Here is a 15,952-nt window from a genome sequence, read left to right as displayed (position 1 = left end):
CGCATGTTCACAGATGGTTTTGGATGGAGCGATTTCAAGCGCTGTCGCCGTTTCGGCCGATCGCCCGCCGCCTACTTATGCATGATCCGACATGCTGCGCTGCAAAAAATGCACGCGACAGAAATAGCGCCGTCGTCGATACTACCGACTGAGGCATGTCCATGCCCTCCAGTCCCTTATTCCACCTGATGCACTGAACGCCCGAATGACGGGGTTTGCTGCCTGATTCGCGGCACTTAGCCCGGCTTGCCGTCCAAGGAGTTTTCGTGAGCGATATTGCCGTCGAGGCCCTCGATACCCAAACTGCTCTGGAAGCACCGTCGCGCGCAGCCATTGCGCTCGTGACACTGGCGCTGGCCGTCGGCAGCTTCGGCATCGGCACGGGCGAATTCGTCATAATGGGACTTCTGCCCAACGTGGCCGATACGTTTGGCGTCACCACGCCGGAAGCAGGCCATGTGATCAGCGCCTATGCGCTCGGCGTCGTGGTCGGCGCACCGATCATCGCCGTGCTCGCCGCCAAGATGGCGCGCCGCACGCTGCTCCTGCTGATGATGGCCATCTTCGCCGCCGGCAATATTTCCAGCGCCTTTGCGCCGACCTTCGAAAGCTTCACGGCGCTGCGCTTCATCACCGGCTTGCCGCACGGCGCCTATTTCGGCGTCGCCGCGCTTGTCGCCGCCTCCATGGTGCCCGTCCATCGCCGCGTCCGTGCCGTCGGCCAGGTCATGCTCGGCCTGACGATCGCGACGCTTATCGGCACGCCGATCGCCACCTTCCTCGGCCAGATGCTCGAATGGCGTGCCGCCTTCATGATGGTCGGCGGGGTCGGCCTCGTCACCATGCTTCTCATCGCCCTCTTCCTGCCGAAGGACAAGGTCGAGGAAGGCGCCAGCATCACCCGCGAACTCGGCGCGCTCAAGCGCGTTCAGGTCTGGCTGACGCTCGGCGTCGCCGCAGTCGGTTTCGGCGGCATGTTCTCCATCTTCAGCTATGTCGCCACGACCACGACCGACGTTGCGGGCCTCGGCTCCGCCATGGTCCCGGTCGTGCTTGCGCTCTTCGGCATCGGCATGAATGTCGGCAACATCGTCGGCTCCCGCCTCGGCGACATCTCGATCAAGGGAACGATCGGCGGCATGATGATCTTCAACATCGTCATCATGACGCTGTTTTCGCTGACGGCCGCCAATCCGATCATGCTCTGCGTCTGCGTGTTCCTGATCGGCTGCGGTTTCGCTGCCTGTCCGGCCGTGCAGACCCGGCTGATGGACGTTGCCGCGGATGCGCAGACGCTGGCTGCCGCTTCCAATCACTCCGCCTTCAACATCGCCAATGCGCTCGGCGCCTGGCTCGGCGGCCTGGTGATTTCCTGGGGCTTCACCGCGGCTGCGACGGGCTATGTCGGCGCGGTCCTCTCCGTCGGCGGTCTCGCCGTTTTCCTCGTTTCAGTCGGCCTGGAGCGCCGCACCGGACACACATGACATCGACGGCGCGGCAAGCTCCTGCCGGCCGTTGTGGCAAAACACATTTTCCTCGCCCCATACGGCCATCGCCTTGACGATCGGCCCGAGACTGGCTCCGAGCGGCGTCAGCGCATAATCGACGCGGGGCGGCACAACGGGAAAGACGGTGCGCGACACCAGCCCGGATTCCTCCAGTTCCCGCAACTGCTTCGTCAGCATGCGCTGCGTCACCGACGGCAGCTTGCGGCGGATTTCGTTGAAGCGCAGCGTGCCCTCCATCAGGTGAAACAGGATCACGCCCTTCCATTTGCCGTCGAGCAGGCTCAGCGTCGCCTCGACCGGGCACCCCGGAAAGTTTTTGACAAGCTTGGAGCGGGGAACCGACATCGACAGTATCCTTTTTGTACCTACGTACAGAATTTGTGCATTCTTGCGCCATTTGAGGATAATGCGCATCTAGCCTCTGTGCAACGAACCCAGGAGCTTCCCCCATGCGCGCAGTCGCCTACAAGCAACCGCAGCCTATCACCGCCGAGACATCGCTGATCGACATCGAGCTGCCGACGCCCGAAGCCAAGGGGCATGATCTGCTCGTCGAAGTGAAGGCGGTCTCCGTCAATCCGGTCGATGTCAAGGTCCGCGCCAATGTCGCTCCAGCCGAGGGCGAGTACAAGATCCTCGGCTGGGATGCCGCCGGCATCGTCAAGGCGGTCGGCCCCGACGTCACCATGTTCAAGCCGGGGGACGAGGTCTTTTACGCCGGCGCCATCAATCGCGGCGGCTCGAATGCCGAATTCCATCTCGTCGACGAGCGCATTGTCGGCGCCAAGCCGAAGAGCCTCGATTTTCCGGCGGCCGCCGCGTTGCCGCTGACCTCCATCACCGCCTATGAAGCGCTGTTCGACCGCCTGAAGGTGCAGGAGCCCGTGCCCGGCGTCGCCAACGCCATCCTCATCATCGGCGGTGCCGGCGGCGTCGGATCGGTTGCCATCCAGATCGCACGCGCCTTGACCGATCTCACCGTCATCGCCACGGCATCAAGGCCGGAAACGCAGGCCTGGGTCAGGGAGCTGGGCGCCCACCACGTCATCGACCATTCGAAGCCGCTGGCACCGCAGATCGAGGCGCTCGATATCGGTGCGCCGGCTTTCGTCTTTTCCACCACCAACACATCGGATCATATCGGCTCGATCGTCGACGCCATTGCCCCGCAGGGCCGCTTCGCCCTGATCGACGATCCGAAAACGCTTGATGTCGTGCCTTTCAAGCGCAAGGCGGTATCGATCCACTGGGAGCTGATGTTCACCCGCCCCCTCTTCAACACCGCCGATATGATCGAGCAGCACAGGCTGCTGACGAAGGTGGCGGAACTCGTCGATGCAGGCAGGATTCGCTCGACGCTGACCGAGACCGCGGGCACGATCAACGCCGCCAATCTGAGGAAGGCGCACGCCCTTGTCGAGACCGGCAAGATGAAAGGAAAGGTCGTTCTGGCAGGCTTTTGAGCGGCCGGAATTCACGGCAAAACGGGCCGGGCGCATATCGTCCGGCCGCTTTGTTTCAACGCATTTGCATCAGCTTTTGTTGCGTCGCAAAATATTGCAGTCGCCTAAACAAAATTTTATCGCAAGATCGCATATTTAGCCGCTTTCACCTCTTGACTTTTCCTGCCTTCGGCGCGACTTCTCCCGACGTGGGAAACACCATTTTTCCATACCGATTAACCGGAGCCATCTTTCGATGCCTAGCGACAGTAGTAGTCGATTGCCTTTGCCGTCAGTAGCATTCGTGCATTAACCGACTCCTGTCGGCTCGCCACGATCCGCTACGACGGCGGATCGACCGGAAAGGCGAGCTATAATGAACATCAACAGCTTTCCCGTGCGGGCCGGCAATGCCGCTCGTGCATTCATCAATAACAATCGCGCCGTCACCATTGCGGAACGCGTCGAGGCTCTGAACGCGGTCGATGTGGCAGAAGCTGCCCGCATCCTTGCCAAAATGCCGGAAGAACGCGCCGTACGCATTCTCGACCGGCCGGAACTGCGCAACGCCCCTGCCATTCTCGAAGTCATGGGCAATGCCGATGCCTCGCGGCTGCTGCACGGCATGTCCAACGACCGCGTCGCCGACGTGCTTCTCGAAATGGACATCGACACCCGCGCCCGGCTCTTTGCCACGTTCGACGAGCACGCCCGGGTGGCTATCCAGGGCCTGATGGGTTATCCGCCGCGCACGGCCGGCGGCATCATGACGACGGAGTTCGTCAGCGTCTTGGCCAGCTGGACGGTCGCGCAGACACTCGACCATGTTCGCCAGGTCGAGCGCTCCCGTGAAACCGTCTATGCCATCTATGTGCTCGACGACGAGACCCATGTGCTGCTGCATGTGGTGACGCTGCGCCGCCTCATCACCGGCGAGCCGGATGCCTGTATTCTCACCGTGGCGCAGAAGGGCACGCCGGTCACGGCACCGCCGCTGATGAAGCAGGAAGACGTCGCCCGCCTGATCCGGCGGCACGACCTGCTGGCGCTTCCCGTTGTCGACGACAAGGGGCATATGCTCGGCATCGTCACGGTCGATGACGTCATCGACACGATGATCGCCGACACGACCGAGGACGCCCAGAAGTTCGGCGGCATGGAAGCTCTCGGCCAGCCCTACATGAAAATCAGCTTCGGCGGCATGATCCGCAAGCGCGCCGGCTGGCTCGCAGCACTGTTCCTCGGCGAAATGCTGACGGCAAGCGCCATGCAGCATTTCGAGGGCGAGCTGGAAAAGGCCGTGGTGCTGACCCTGTTCATCCCGCTCATCATGAGCTCGGGCGGCAATTCCGGTTCGCAGGCGACGTCGCTGATCATTCGGGCGCTGGCGCTCGGCGAACTGAAGCTTTCGGACTGGTGGCGCGTGGCATTGCGCGAACTGCCGACCGGCATCGTGCTCGGCGCGATCCTCGGCCTCGTCGGCTTCGCCCGCATCGTGCTTTGGCAGACCGTCGGCCTCTTCGACTACGGCCCGCACTGGCAACTGGTCGGCTTCACCGTCTTTGCGGCGCTGATCGGCATCGTCACCTTCGGCTCGCTCGCCGGCTCGATGCTGCCGTTCATCCTGCAGAAACTGCGGCTCGACCCGGCCAGCGCATCGGCCCCGTTCGTTGCGACGCTGGTCGACGTCACCGGCCTGGTGATCTACTTCTCGGTCGCTTTGCTGATCCTCAGCGGCACGATGCTCTGAGAACGAGACAAACCCTCGGATGAAAGGGGCCGGCGACGGCCCCCTTTTTATTCCGGTGCGGGCAACTTCAGCGCGCCATTGGTCTTGATGGTGCGGATTGCGAAGTTTGAGCGCAAATCGACAATGCCGGGAAGAACGAGGAGCTTCTCCGACATCACCTTTTCATAGGCGGCAAGATCCTCCACCACGACCTCCGCCAGGAAATCGGCCGTTCCTGAAATCAGGTGGCAGGCGATGATCTCCGGAATGGCCAACAGCGCTGCCTGCTGCGCTTCGGAATTCTCCTTCGTATGATGACCGACCTTGAGCTCCACGAAGACCGTGAGCCCGAGCCCAGCCTCCTTCCGGTCGATATCGGCGCGGTAGCCGCGCAGCAGCCCCGATTTTTCCAGATTGCGAATGCGCCGCAGGCAGGGCGACGGCGAAAGATTCACGCGCTCGGCGATCTCGACATTGGTTGCGCGCGCGTCCTCCTGCAGACAATTGAGGATCGCGATATCGAATTTATCCAGTTTTGGCATATTCAGCAAACTCAATTACCAATATTGGCAGAATATTGCTCATAGCATGCTTCTGGAGCCATAACCAGCAAGGACATGCTCCGCCCTTTGGCGCTATCTTTTCCTCATTCGAACGATAAACCGGATAGCTGGAAAGGATATGTCGATGACCGCTTTGCCTGTCTCCAACCGCAAGGCAACACCCACCGCGATCGGCTATGCCGGCGCTATCGTCACCGTCTTGATCTGGGCGAACTGGATCCTCGCGACCCGTCACACCGCCGAAACGCAGATGAGCACCATCGACCTCGGCCTGATCCGCTACGGCGTGCCCGCGCTCGTACTGGCTCCGGTCTGGTGGCGGACCGGCCTGCTGCCGAAGGGCGTGTCATTGAAACTGCTGGCGCTGATGGTCTGCGGTTCCGGCGCCCTCTTCTTCCAGCTGACCACCTTCGCCATTCAGTTCACGCCCGCCTCCTCGGCCGGCATTCTGCTTGGCGGCTCCATGCCGCTGGCAACCGCGCTGATCGGCATCCTGCTGTTTCGCGAGCGGCTGGATGTGACCCGCTGGCTCGGCCTTGGCGGCATCGTCGCCGGCGTGGCGATCCTGCTGGCCCGCAGCCTCTATGGCGTGCAGATCTCCTGGGCCGGCTTCACGCTACTGCCGCTGGCCGCCCTGCTATGGGCAAGCTACACCCACGCCTTTCGCCGCTCGGGCCTGAGCGCCGTGCAATCCAGCGCGATCATCGCCGTCTGGTCGTTCCTGATCCATATCGGACTGGCCGTCGTCTTCGGCAGCTCGCTGAGCTCGGTCCCCCTGCCGGAAATCGGCCTGCAGATCGTCAGCCAGGGCCTGCTTTCCGGCCTTGCCGCCACACTCGCCTATGGTCTCGCCGTCCAGGCTCTCGGCGGCACGCAGGCCGCAGCCTTCACCGCCATGACGCCAGTGCTTGCCACCATCGGCGGCGGCTTTCTGCTCGGCGAGGAAATCGGAATGGCCGGCATCGCGGCAGCCATCGTGACAGGTGCCGGCGTCGCACTTTCGACCGGCCTGCTCGCCCGGAGGCCTGCCCGGCATTAATCCGCATCTTGCGGCGATATGGAGCAGTTCAGCTGGACGCCGAGCCGCTCTTTTCGTTGGTTCCTAAGCGGGCCAGAGTGCAAGCATCAAAATCGAAGCGCCATCGCCACGCGTCTGGTTGGATCGGCGCCATGGGCGACCTCGCTCTCCAGAATCCGAGTGAGAACGGCCGGCCTTTCGCCATCATCCAGGATGCGAAATCCGGCGGAGGCGTAGAAGGGGGCGTTGAAAGCCGCATGCCGGTCGGTCGTCAAAGTGACACCCGCCGCTCCTTGTGCCCTCGCCGCCGCAACAGCTGCTTCAATCAGGCCCCGGCCGACGCCTTTCTTCTGCCAGCGCCTGACCACATCGATCTCGGCGATATGAACGGAGCCATCCTCGCGGATGCCGGCCACGAAGCCGAACGGCCGATCCTCGCCGTCGACCGCAACGAACAGCAAACGCTCCGCCAGGGATCGTTGCAGGACATCGATAGGCAGGGAGGTCGGCTCGCAGGCGACCGCGCCGACGTCATAAAGAGCCCAGAACGCATCGATCTCGATAGCGGCAAGCAGATGCAGCTCGTCGCTCCTGGCCGAGCGGATCACCCAGGCGCCTTTCCCGGTCTCCATCATGCCGTCTCACATGTTCGGATAGACAGGCCCCTCGCCGCCTTGAGGCGGAACCCAGTTGATGTTCTGGTTGGGGTCCTTGATGTCGCAGGTCTTGCAGTGGACACAGTTCTGGGCGTTGATGACGTAGGTTTCCTTGCCGTCCTTCTCCACCCACTCATAGACGCCGGCCGGACAGTAGCGCGTCGAAGGGCCGGCAAAGACGTCATGCTCGGATGATACCTGTAGCGCCATGTCCCTGACCTTGAGATGCACCGGCTGGTCTTCCTCATGGTTGGTGTTCGACAGGAACACCGAGGACAGGCGGTCGAAGGTCAGCACGCCATCCGGTTTCGGATAGTCGATCTTCTGATGCTGGGCCGCAGGCTCCAGCGAGGCGGCATCCGTCTTGCCATGCTTCAGCGTGCCGAAGAAGGAGAAGCCGAAGAGCTGGTTCGTCCACATGTCGAGGCCGCCGAGCGCCACGCCGATCGCTGTGCCGAACCTGGACCAGAGCGGCTTGACGTTTCTCACGCGCTTCAGATCCTTGCCGATATCCGACTGGCGCCACTCGTTTTCGATCTCGATCACCTCGTCGTTGCCGCGGCCGGCTGCGATCGCCTCGGCAATCCTGTCGGCCGCCAGGATGCCCGACAAAACCGCATTATGGCTGCCCTTGATACGGGGCACGTTGACGAAACCGGCCGAACAGCCGATCAGCGCACCGCCCGGGAATGTCAGCTTCGGCACCGACTGCCAGCCGCCCTCGGTGATGGCGCGGGCGCCATAGGAGATGCGCTTGCCGCCTTCGAAGGTGCCGCGGATCGCCGGATGCGTCTTGAAGCGCTGGAACTCCTCGAAGGGATAAAGATAGGGGTTCTTGTAGTTCAGATGCACGACGAAGCCGACGGCGACGAGATTGTCCTCCAGATGATAGAGGAACGAACCACCGCCCGTCTTCATGCCGAGCGGCCAGCCGAAGGAGTGCTGCACGAGGCCCTTCTTATGGTTTTCGCGCTTGACCTCCCACAGCTCCTTGATGCCGATGCCGAACTTCGGCACGTCGCTGTCGCGCGACAGATCGAACTTGGCGATGAGCTGCTTGGCAAGCGAGCCGCGCACGCCCTCGCCGATCAGCACATATTTGCCGAGCAGCGCCATGCCGCGCGTGTAGTTCGGGCCGGGCTCGCCGTTCTTCTCGATGCCCATGTCGCCGGTGGCGACGCCGATGACGGCACCCTCGTCATTATAGAGCACTTCGGTCGCGGCAAAGCCGGGATAGATTTCGACGCCGAGGGCTTCGGCCTTCTCGGCCAGCCAGCGACAGACGTTGCCGAGAGAGACGATATAATTGCCGTGATTGTTCATCAGCGGCGGCATCAGGAAGTTCGGCAGGCGGATGGAGCCGGCCGGGCCGAGGAACAGGAAGTGATCCGACGTCACCCTGGTCTTGAACGGGTGCCCCTCTTCCTCGCGCCAGTCCGGCAGCAGGCGGTCGATGCCGATCGGATCGACAACGGCGCCCGACAGGATATGGGCGCCGACCTCGGCCCCCTTCTCGAGTACGACGACCGTCAGATCCGGATTGATCTGCTTCAGCCGGATCGCAGCCGACAGGCCCGCGGGACCTGCGCCGACAATCACGACGTCGAATTCCATGCTCTCGCGTTCCGGCAGCTCGTTCGCGTCAGTCATTCACTCTCTCCGCTTGGCCGGCATCCCATCATGTCGGATCGCAGCCTCATCCCCTTGGGCGTCTTCCCCGTTTCGTTTATCTCTTGTCAAAACAAAAGAGGATTGTCGAGCCGGGAAGCGACAGGCAATCCTCCAAATCACCCAGGGTGCCGGACAAGTTAAATTACCCTTACGTTAACGTCAACATTTCGGAGCCATTTGCCGATTTCACTTGCCATGCGCTTTCAAAATCCGCCGGCGGCGCTTTATAAGTTTCAGACGGGAAATCCGGATAGCATGAAGGGTGATCAGAATGGATCTTCGTATCGGCGGAAAACGTGCGCTGGTGCTCGCCTCGTCCAAGGGGCTGGGCCATGGAATCGCGGTGGCGCTGGCGCGCGAGGGCGTCAACGTCCTGCTCTGCGGCCGCAGCGGTGAACGGCTGGAAAGCAATTGCAAGGCAATCAATGCCGAGGGCAAGGGTCGGGCCGACTGGATCTGGGCCGATCTCAACGACGAGAACTTCGTGGATATCGTCAGCAAGGCCGCCGTCGAAAAACTCGGGGGCATCGACATTCTCGTCAACAATAGCGGCGGTCCGACGCCGGGGACGACAGAGGATATGATCGCCGACCGGCTGGAGACCTACTTCATTTCCATGGTGGCGCGGATCATCAGCCTGACCAACGCCCTGCTGCCGGGCATGAAGGCGCAGGGCTGGGGGCGCATCCTCACCGTCGGCTCCTCCGGCATTATCGAGCCCATCGCGAACCTGGCGCTTTCCAATACGCTGCGCCCGGCGCTTGCCGGCTGGAGCAAGACCCTGTCCGCCGAAGTGGCGGCACATGGAATCACGGTCAACATGCTCTTGCCGGGCAGCATTGCGACCGACCGGTTGGCCGAGCTTGATTCGGCCACGGCCAAGCGAGGCGGCAGAAGCCTGGAGGAAGTCAGCGCCGAGCGTCAGCAGCGCATTCCCGCCGGCCGCTACGGCCGCGTCGAGGAGTTCGCGGCCACCGCCGCCTTCCTTTGCAGCGAGCCGGCGAGCTATGTGACGGGCACGATGGTCCGCTGCGACGGCGGCGCCGGCCGCTCTGTTTAGAAGATTTCGCGAACAAGGAGCGGGCCCTTGCAAACAGGGCCCGACAACACAATTCCGTGAGCAATCATCGCATCCGCCATGAGCGTTGCGACTGTTCTCCTGACTATAAATGCCGCATAAGGCTGTTCTGCCGCCCGATTATTACATAACGGCAATCAAAAAATAGCCATTCGACTGCTTGCTGCATTGCAAAAGCTCCGGCATTCCGAAAGCTTTCCAAGCTTTAATTTTTCGTCCTGCCGAACTGTGGTAAATTGCGCTGGATCAGCGTTCATGAATTCGCGTTATAGGGACAGAATTACCGAACGTTAGCGATAACGGCGATGTGATGAATTGCGGCGAAACCCGTCTTTGTTGTGCGGCGCAATAGATACACTTCGATGTCGTCGCGTTTCCTTGCAACTTGCCTCGACCGGTTCTTTAAATATGAAAAAATTCTGGCTTCCCCTCGGCCTTCTAGTCGTAGCAGCCCTTGTTGTCTGGGGTTATCGCGATCGTATTCCTTTTCTTTCGTCCTTCGTCGATCAGGCTTCCGCAGAAACCAAGGCTGGCGGCAACACCGCGGCCGGCACCCACAAGCGCGACGCTCAGCCTGTGACCGTCAAGACGGTCGCCGTGACGAAAACGACATTGCCGAACGACGTGACGGCAACCGGCTGGGCCGATGCCCAGGATACGACGACGATTGCGGCTCAGGAAGCCGGCCTCGTCGTCGCGATCGAGGCACAGGACGGCGCGATGGTCAAAGCCGGCGACCTCATTGCCAAGCTCGATCCGCGTACCGCGCAAGCCGCGGTCGACAAGGATCAGGCGACGTTGGCAAAGGACCAGGCGACGCTCGCCGAAGCGGAGACGGCGCTGTCGCGAGCCAAGAGCCTGCTCAACAACGCCGGCACGCAGCAGACGGTCGATCAGGCCGTCGCGGCGCGCGATACGGCGATTGCGACCGTCAATGGCGACAAGGCGCAGCTTGCATCCGACCAGGTGCTGCTGGAACACACGGAAATCCGAGCGCCGTATGACGGTCGCCTCGGCGATGTTCAGCTGAGCATCGGCGCCTATGTCAGCGCGGGAACGGCGATCGTCTCGATAGCGCAATACAATCCGATCTACGTCAAGTTCCACCTGCAGGAAAGCCATCTGCGGGAGCTTGAGGAAGCGATGAAGGCCGGCACGGTGCCGGTCAGCACCGTGCCCCGTTCGGCGGAAGGCAAGACGCGCAACGGCGCCATGAGCTTCTACGACAACCAGGTCGACGCCGCTTCGGGCACCATTCTCGCCAAGGCGAAGTTCGACAATGCCAACGGCGCCATCTGGCCCGGTCAGTCGGTCAACATCGTCGTGCATTTCAATGACAACCAGCCGGTCATCGTCGCGCCTACGGTTGCGATCAGCCCCGGCCCCGATGGCTTTTATGCCTTCGTCATAAAAGACAACAAGGCGCATATCACGCCCGTCACCGTCGCGCGGCAGAACGGCGCCTACACCGCTATCGCCAAGGGTCTTTCGGAAGGCGACCATGTCGTGACCGAGGGGCAGGTACAGTTGAACGACGGCCAGAGCGTCGTCGAGCAGTTCAACGACGCCGCACCGCAGAAAGTCGCCTCGGCTGACGATCAGTCGGGTCAGAAAACCGAAACGATCTCTGTCGGAGCGCAGCAATGATCCCCAGCTTCTGTATCCAGCGGCCGGTCGCGACAACGCTTCTGGCCGTAGGTGTGGTCATGGCGGGCCTGGCGGGCTATCAGCTCGTGCCCGTCGCGGCCCTGCCGCAGGTCGACTTCCCGACAATCAACGTGACGGCGCAATTGAGCGGCGCTTCGCCGCAGACCATGGCGACTTCGGTTTCGACGCCGCTGATCAAGCAGTTCGAGACCATTCCCGGCATCAGTGAAATTTCGTCGACGAACTCGCTCGGCAATACCAGCATCGTCCTGCAGTTCGACCTCAACCGCGATATCGATGCCGCCGCCGCCGACGTTCAGGCGGCAATCTCGCATGCGACGCGACAATTGCCCGACAACCTGACGACACCGCCGAGCTATCGCAAGACAAACCCGGCCGACGCGCCGGTCATGCTGCTCGCCGTGCAGAGCGACACGATGCCGCGAAGCAAGCTCGACGAGATTGCCGAAGACATTATTTCGCCGTCGCTGTCGACGCTTCCGGGTGTGGCGGAAGTGACGGTTTTCGGCGCTCAGACTTATGCCGTGCGCGTCGAGGTCGACCCCGCCAAGCTGCAGGATCGCAGCATCGGCATCGATACCGTCAACAATGCGCTGGTCAACGCCAACAGCCAGGTCCCGGTCGGCACTCTGCAGAACAACTCGCAGAGCATGACCATCAATGCCAATACCCAGCGCACCAACGCTGCCGAATTCCGCTCTCTCGTCATCGCGAATCCCAACGGCGCACCGATCCATCTCAGCGATGTCGCCGATGTGCAGGACAGCGTGGAAAACACCAATACCGGCTCGTGGTACGATGGAAAGCGGGCGATCATTCTCGCCATCCAGCGGCAGCCCGATGCCAACACCGTCGATGTCGTCGATGCCATCAACGCCAAGCTGCCGCAACTGCACGCGGAAATACCGGCATCGGTAAAGACGACCGTCATGAACGATTCGGCCAAGCCGATCCGCGATGCGATTTCGGACGTAAAGTTCACGCTGATGCTGACGATCGGCCTCGTCGTGCTGGTGATCTATCTCTTCACCGGCCATGTGACGGCAACGATCATTCCGGGCCTTGCCGTGCCGCTGTCGCTCGTTGCCACCTTCGGCATGATGTATGTGCTCGGATACAGTATCGACAACATCTCCCTGCTGGGATTGACGCTCGCGGTCGGCCTGGTGGTGGATGACGCCATCGTCATGCTCGAGAACATATTGCGGCATGTCGAGGAAGGCATGCCGGTGCTCGAGGCGGCACTGAAAGGGTCGGCAGAAGTCAGCTACACCATCATATCGATGTCGATCTCGCTGATCGCCGTCTTCATCCCGATCCTGCTCATGGGCGGCGTCGTCGGGCGCATCTTCAACGAATTCGGTATGGTCGTCGCCATCGCCATCGTCTCTTCCGCCGTCGTTTCGCTCACCGTCACGCCGATGCTGAGCTCGCGGCTGTCGGCAGGCCACGGAGAACCGCCCTATCCGGTGCGTCTCTTCAACGCCGGTTTCGACTGGACCCAGCGGAGCTATGACCGAGGCGTCGCCTGGTGCCTGCGCCATCGCGGCACGGTCCTGCTGTGCTTCCTCGGCTCGGTCGCGCTTTCGGTCTACCTCTTCATGATCCTGCCGGCGAGCTTCTTCCCGACGGAAGACATCGGCCGGCTGTCGATCTCCACGCAGGCGCGGCAGGATATTTCCTATCCCGCAATGCAGAACCTGCAGAACCAGGCGGCCGCTCTCGTCAAGCAAAACCCCGCCGTCGCCCACGTCATGTCCATCGTCGGCGGCAACGCCCGCCAGCCGCTGAACAACGGCACGATGTATGTCGAGCTGAAGGCCAAGGATCAGCGCGAGCCGCTCGACAAGACGCTGCGCGAGCTGCGCGCAAGCATCAGCACGATCGCCGGCCTCAAGGCCTATATCACTCCGCAGCAGAGCCTGCGCTTCGGCGGCCGCCAGACCGCCAGCCAGTATCAGCTCGTCATTCAAGCCCTGAGTGCCGACCAGACCAACCTGTGGGCCGGCAAGATCCAGGATGCGATGAGCCGCGACCCGCGCTTCACGGACGTTGCTTCCGACGCCCAGAACAACGCCCTGCAGGCCAATATCGTCGTCGACACCGAAAAGGCGGCCGCCTACGGCATCAACGACAATCAGCTGCGCACGTCACTGGAGGAAGGCTTCGGCGGTTATGCCGCCGCGCAGATCCAGTCGACCGGCGACAGCTACGACGTGATCGTCGAATTCGACACCAGCACGCCCTGGGACGACCAGAAGCTGCAGGAAATCCAGATCGCTTCGGCTAGCGGCGCGCTCGTTCCCCTGTCCAACTTCGCCCACGTCCAGCGCACGACCGGGCCTGTCACCATCAACCAGACCGGCCAGCTCGTCTCGACCACCGTGTCCTTCAACCTGCCCGCCGGCGAAGCGCTCGGCGACGCCACGGCACAGATCGAACAGATCAAGAAGGATATCAACATGCCGGCGGACGTCTTCACGTCCTATGGCGGTACGGCACAGATCTTCCAGCAGTCGCAAGGGAGCACGCCTTACCTGATCCTGGCCGCGGTCTTGACGATCTACGTGGTTCTCGGCGTTCTCTACGAGAGCTTCATCCATCCGCTGACCATTCTTTCAGGTCTGCCGGCTGCCGCTCTCGGCGCGCTGCTTGCCCTGAAGGTCTTCGGCTTCGACCTGTCGATCATCGCGCTGATCGGGCTGTTGATGCTGATCGGCATCGTCAAGAAGAACGCGATCATGATGATCGACGTGGCGCTCGAAACGCTTCGATCGACCCCCGGCATAGCGCCGGCGGAAGCGATCCACGAAGCCTGCGTCCGCCGTTTCCGCCCGATCATGATGACGACCTTCTGCGCCCTGCTCGGCGCGCTGCCGATTGCCGTCGGCGGCGGCGCCAGCTCCGAGCTGCGTCAACCGCTCGGCATCGCGGTCGTCGGCGGCCTGGTGGTTTCGCAGATCCTGACGCTGTTCATCACGCCGGTCATCTTCCTTGAGATGAACCGCCTGAACGATTTCCTCGGCCGTTTCGGCAAGCGGAAGGACAAGGATCGGCACCACAAGGAGCCGCCTGCGGCTATCGCTGCCGAATGAGATCGACGGGCGCCGAGAGGCGCCCGTTCCACGTATCGGGTATCCCAGCCCGCCTCCAGCGGCGGAACGGGGTCAGCGGATACGGCGACAACAAATAAAGGCTTTGCCACGGCTTGAACTTGAGGCTCGGCCGTGTCATGACGCGCCCTCTTTGCGACATGGCGCGTCTTGCGTCTCTCAGGGGGCTTGGCCCCAATCCAGACAATTTCGACGGAAAGGAGTGCGGGCATGGCTCGGGCGCTTGGTTTCGACTTCGGCACGACGAATACGGTTCTGGCGATGGCCGATGGGGCCGAAACGCATTCGGTCGCCTTCCACAGCGCCGCCGGCACCGCCGACAGCATGCGCACGGCGCTTTCCTTCATGAAGGACCCCGGGCTGGGCGCCGCGGCGCTGAAAGTCGAGGCCGGGCACGCAGCCATCCGGCAATTCATCGACAATCCGGGGGACTGCCGCTTCCTGCAGTCGATCAAGACCTTTGCCGCAAGCGCGCTCTTCCAGGGCACGCTGATCTTCGCCAAGCGTCATCGCTTCGAAGATCTCATGGAGATCTTCGTGCGGCGCCTGCGAGCCTATGCCGGAGAGGGCTGGCCAGACGACGTCTCGCGGATCGTCGCCGGCCGCCCGGTGCACTTCGCCGGAGCCAATCCCGATCCGGCGCTCGCCACGGAACGCTACAACGAGGCCCTGTCGCGGTTCGGCTTTCCGGAAATCCATTATGTCTACGAGCCGGTGGCGGCCGCCTTCTATTTTGCGCAGCATCTGAAGAAGGATGCGACCGTACTGGTTGCCGACTTCGGCGGCGGTACGACGGACTATTCGCTCATCCGCTTCGAAACCCATGGCGGCAAGCTGTCGGCCACTCCGATCGGCCATTCCGGTGTCGGCATCGCCGGCGATCATTTCGACTTCCGGATGATCGACAACATCGTCTCGCCCGCGATCGGCAAGGGCAGCTTGTTCAAAAGCTTCGACAAGCTGCTGGAGGTGCCCACCTCCTACTATGCCAATTTCGGCCGCTGGAACCAGCTTTCGATCTTCAAGACCTCGCGCGAATATGCCGACCTGAAGGCCCTGGTGCGCAGCAGCCTGGAGCCGGAGAAGCTCGAGACCTTCATCGAACTCGTCGAACATGACGAGGGCTATCCGCTCTATCAGGCCGTATCGGCAACGAAGATGGCGCTTTCGAGCGAGGAAGAGGCCGAATTCAACTTTCCGCCGCTCGGCAAGGCCGGCCGTATGAGTGTTCGCCGCGCCGATTTCGAAAGCTGGATTGCCGAGGACCTCGCGCGAATCGAGGCCGCCCTCGACGACGTGCTGACGACCACGAACACAGCGCCCGATGCGATCGACAAGGTGTTCCTCACGGGCGGCACGTCATTCGTGCCGGCGGTGCGGCGCATTTTTACCGAGCGCTTCGGTCAGGAGCGGATCGAAACCGGCGGCGAACTGCTGTCGATCGCCCATGGACTTGCCCTCATCGGAGAGCGCGAGGACATCGGCCAGTGGACGGCCTGATAGAGA

General features: G+C 62.2%; 12 protein-coding genes. 8 read left to right on the top strand and 4 right to left on the bottom strand.

Going from position 1 to position 15,952, the window contains the following annotated elements; all coding sequences use genetic code 11:
• Positions 1-275 precede the first annotated feature (275 nt).
• A complete protein-coding gene (locus tag ACJJVH_RS03385) occupies positions 276-1,484 on the top strand; it encodes an MFS transporter (RefSeq protein WP_412065123.1) in 1,209 nt (402 codons plus the stop codon).
• On the opposite strand, the gene ACJJVH_RS03380 is transcribed toward ACJJVH_RS03385, so the two are convergent.
• Positions 1,449-1,853: a winged helix-turn-helix transcriptional regulator gene (locus tag ACJJVH_RS03380; protein WP_112796982.1), complete on the bottom strand. Its 405-nt coding sequence runs from the start codon at positions 1,851-1,853 to the stop codon at positions 1,449-1,451. The two genes, ACJJVH_RS03385 and ACJJVH_RS03380, sit on opposite strands and share 36 nt — an antisense overlap.
• Before the next feature lie 104 nt (positions 1,854-1,957).
• On the opposite strand from ACJJVH_RS03380, the gene ACJJVH_RS03375 reads away from it, so the two are divergent.
• Together ACJJVH_RS03375 and mgtE are read left to right on the top strand one after the other, a co-directional pair.
• The gene (locus tag ACJJVH_RS03375; RefSeq protein WP_113358165.1) at positions 1,958-2,971 is read left to right on the top strand and encodes a zinc-binding alcohol dehydrogenase family protein; all 1,014 of its coding nucleotides are present in this window, start codon (positions 1,958-1,960) and stop codon (positions 2,969-2,971) included.
• Between the two features lie 355 nt (positions 2,972-3,326).
• On the top strand, positions 3,327-4,700 hold the full coding sequence (mgtE, locus tag ACJJVH_RS03370) for a magnesium transporter (protein ID WP_112796978.1): 1,374 nt from the start codon (positions 3,327-3,329) through the stop codon (positions 4,698-4,700).
• Between the two features lie 47 nt (positions 4,701-4,747).
• Here the strand turns inward: mgtE and ACJJVH_RS03365 are convergent, their stop codons facing one another.
• Positions 4,748-5,221, bottom strand: a complete 474-nt coding sequence (locus ACJJVH_RS03365) for an Lrp/AsnC family transcriptional regulator (protein ID WP_113358166.1) — start codon at positions 5,219-5,221, stop codon at positions 4,748-4,750.
• Between the two features lie 145 nt (positions 5,222-5,366).
• Here ACJJVH_RS03365 and ACJJVH_RS03360 point away from each other — a divergent pair, with 145 nt between their 5' ends.
• Positions 5,367-6,281 carry a DMT family transporter gene (locus ACJJVH_RS03360; RefSeq protein ID WP_412064743.1) on the top strand — a complete coding sequence of 305 codons (915 nt, stop codon included), beginning with the start codon at positions 5,367-5,369 and terminating at the stop codon, positions 6,279-6,281.
• 86 nt (positions 6,282-6,367) lie between these two features.
• Here the strand turns inward: ACJJVH_RS03360 and ACJJVH_RS03355 are convergent, their stop codons facing one another.
• Both ACJJVH_RS03355 and ACJJVH_RS03350 read right to left on the bottom strand, forming a co-directional pair.
• Positions 6,368-6,895 (bottom strand): GNAT family N-acetyltransferase, encoded by a 528-nt coding sequence (locus tag ACJJVH_RS03355; RefSeq protein WP_412064742.1) that lies wholly within the window; start codon positions 6,893-6,895, stop codon positions 6,368-6,370.
• Between the two features lie 6 nt (positions 6,896-6,901).
• Complete coding sequence (locus ACJJVH_RS03350) at positions 6,902-8,566, bottom strand: electron transfer flavoprotein-ubiquinone oxidoreductase (RefSeq protein WP_113358168.1); 1,665 nt, start codon at positions 8,564-8,566, stop codon at positions 6,902-6,904.
• A 292-nt stretch (positions 8,567-8,858) separates the two neighbouring features.
• Here ACJJVH_RS03350 and ACJJVH_RS03345 point away from each other — a divergent pair, with 292 nt between their 5' ends.
• From ACJJVH_RS03345 to ACJJVH_RS03330, 4 genes are all read left to right on the top strand, one after another.
• Positions 8,859-9,647: an SDR family oxidoreductase gene (locus tag ACJJVH_RS03345; RefSeq protein ID WP_113358169.1), complete on the top strand. Its 789-nt coding sequence runs from the start codon at positions 8,859-8,861 to the stop codon at positions 9,645-9,647.
• Positions 9,648-10,073: 426 nt separating this feature from the next.
• Positions 10,074-11,312 (top strand): efflux RND transporter periplasmic adaptor subunit, encoded by a 1,239-nt coding sequence (locus ACJJVH_RS03340; RefSeq protein ID WP_113385218.1) that lies wholly within the window; start codon positions 10,074-10,076, stop codon positions 11,310-11,312.
• Positions 11,309-14,428: an efflux RND transporter permease subunit gene (locus tag ACJJVH_RS03335; RefSeq protein ID WP_412064741.1), complete on the top strand. Its 3,120-nt coding sequence runs from the start codon at positions 11,309-11,311 to the stop codon at positions 14,426-14,428. The genes ACJJVH_RS03340 and ACJJVH_RS03335 overlap by 4 nt, the downstream gene beginning before the upstream one ends.
• Before the next feature lie 228 nt (positions 14,429-14,656).
• Positions 14,657-15,946, top strand: a complete 1,290-nt coding sequence (locus ACJJVH_RS03330; protein WP_412064740.1) for an Hsp70 family protein — start codon at positions 14,657-14,659, stop codon at positions 15,944-15,946.
• The last annotated feature ends 6 nt before the right edge of the window (positions 15,947-15,952 follow it).

It is taken from the genome of Rhizobium sp. SYY.PMSO (assembly GCF_046840415.1).
Taxonomy (GTDB): Bacteria; Pseudomonadota; Alphaproteobacteria; order Rhizobiales; family Rhizobiaceae; genus Rhizobium.
Note: the sequence above shows the minus strand (reverse complement) of the source record. Positions and strands in the feature narration are given on the sequence as shown.

Bases quoted from the DNA above. Each gene is read 5' to 3' on its own strand.
- ACJJVH_RS03380 (WP_112796982.1), bottom strand. From the start codon at position 1,853: ATGTCGGTTCCCCGCTCCAAGCTTGTCAAAAACTTTCCGGGGTGCCCG.
- ACJJVH_RS03375 (WP_113358165.1), top strand. From the start codon at position 1,958: ATGCGCGCAGTCGCCTACAAGCAACCGCAGCCTATCACCGCCGAGACA.
- mgtE (WP_112796978.1), top strand. From the start codon at position 3,327: ATGAACATCAACAGCTTTCCCGTGCGGGCCGGCAATGCCGCTCGTGCA.
- ACJJVH_RS03365 (WP_113358166.1), bottom strand. From the start codon at position 5,221: ATGCCAAAACTGGATAAATTCGATATCGCGATCCTCAATTGTCTGCAG.
- ACJJVH_RS03360 (WP_412064743.1), top strand. From the start codon at position 5,367: ATGACCGCTTTGCCTGTCTCCAACCGCAAGGCAACACCCACCGCGATC.
- ACJJVH_RS03355 (WP_412064742.1), bottom strand. From the start codon at position 6,895: ATGATGGAGACCGGGAAAGGCGCCTGGGTGATCCGCTCGGCCAGGAGC.
- ACJJVH_RS03350 (WP_113358168.1), bottom strand. From the start codon at position 8,566: ATGACTGACGCGAACGAGCTGCCGGAACGCGAGAGCATGGAATTCGAC.
- ACJJVH_RS03345 (WP_113358169.1), top strand. From the start codon at position 8,859: ATGGATCTTCGTATCGGCGGAAAACGTGCGCTGGTGCTCGCCTCGTCC.
- ACJJVH_RS03340 (WP_113385218.1), top strand. From the start codon at position 10,074: ATGAAAAAATTCTGGCTTCCCCTCGGCCTTCTAGTCGTAGCAGCCCTT.
- ACJJVH_RS03335 (WP_412064741.1), top strand. From the start codon at position 11,309: ATGATCCCCAGCTTCTGTATCCAGCGGCCGGTCGCGACAACGCTTCTG.
- ACJJVH_RS03330 (WP_412064740.1), top strand. From the start codon at position 14,657: ATGGCTCGGGCGCTTGGTTTCGACTTCGGCACGACGAATACGGTTCTG.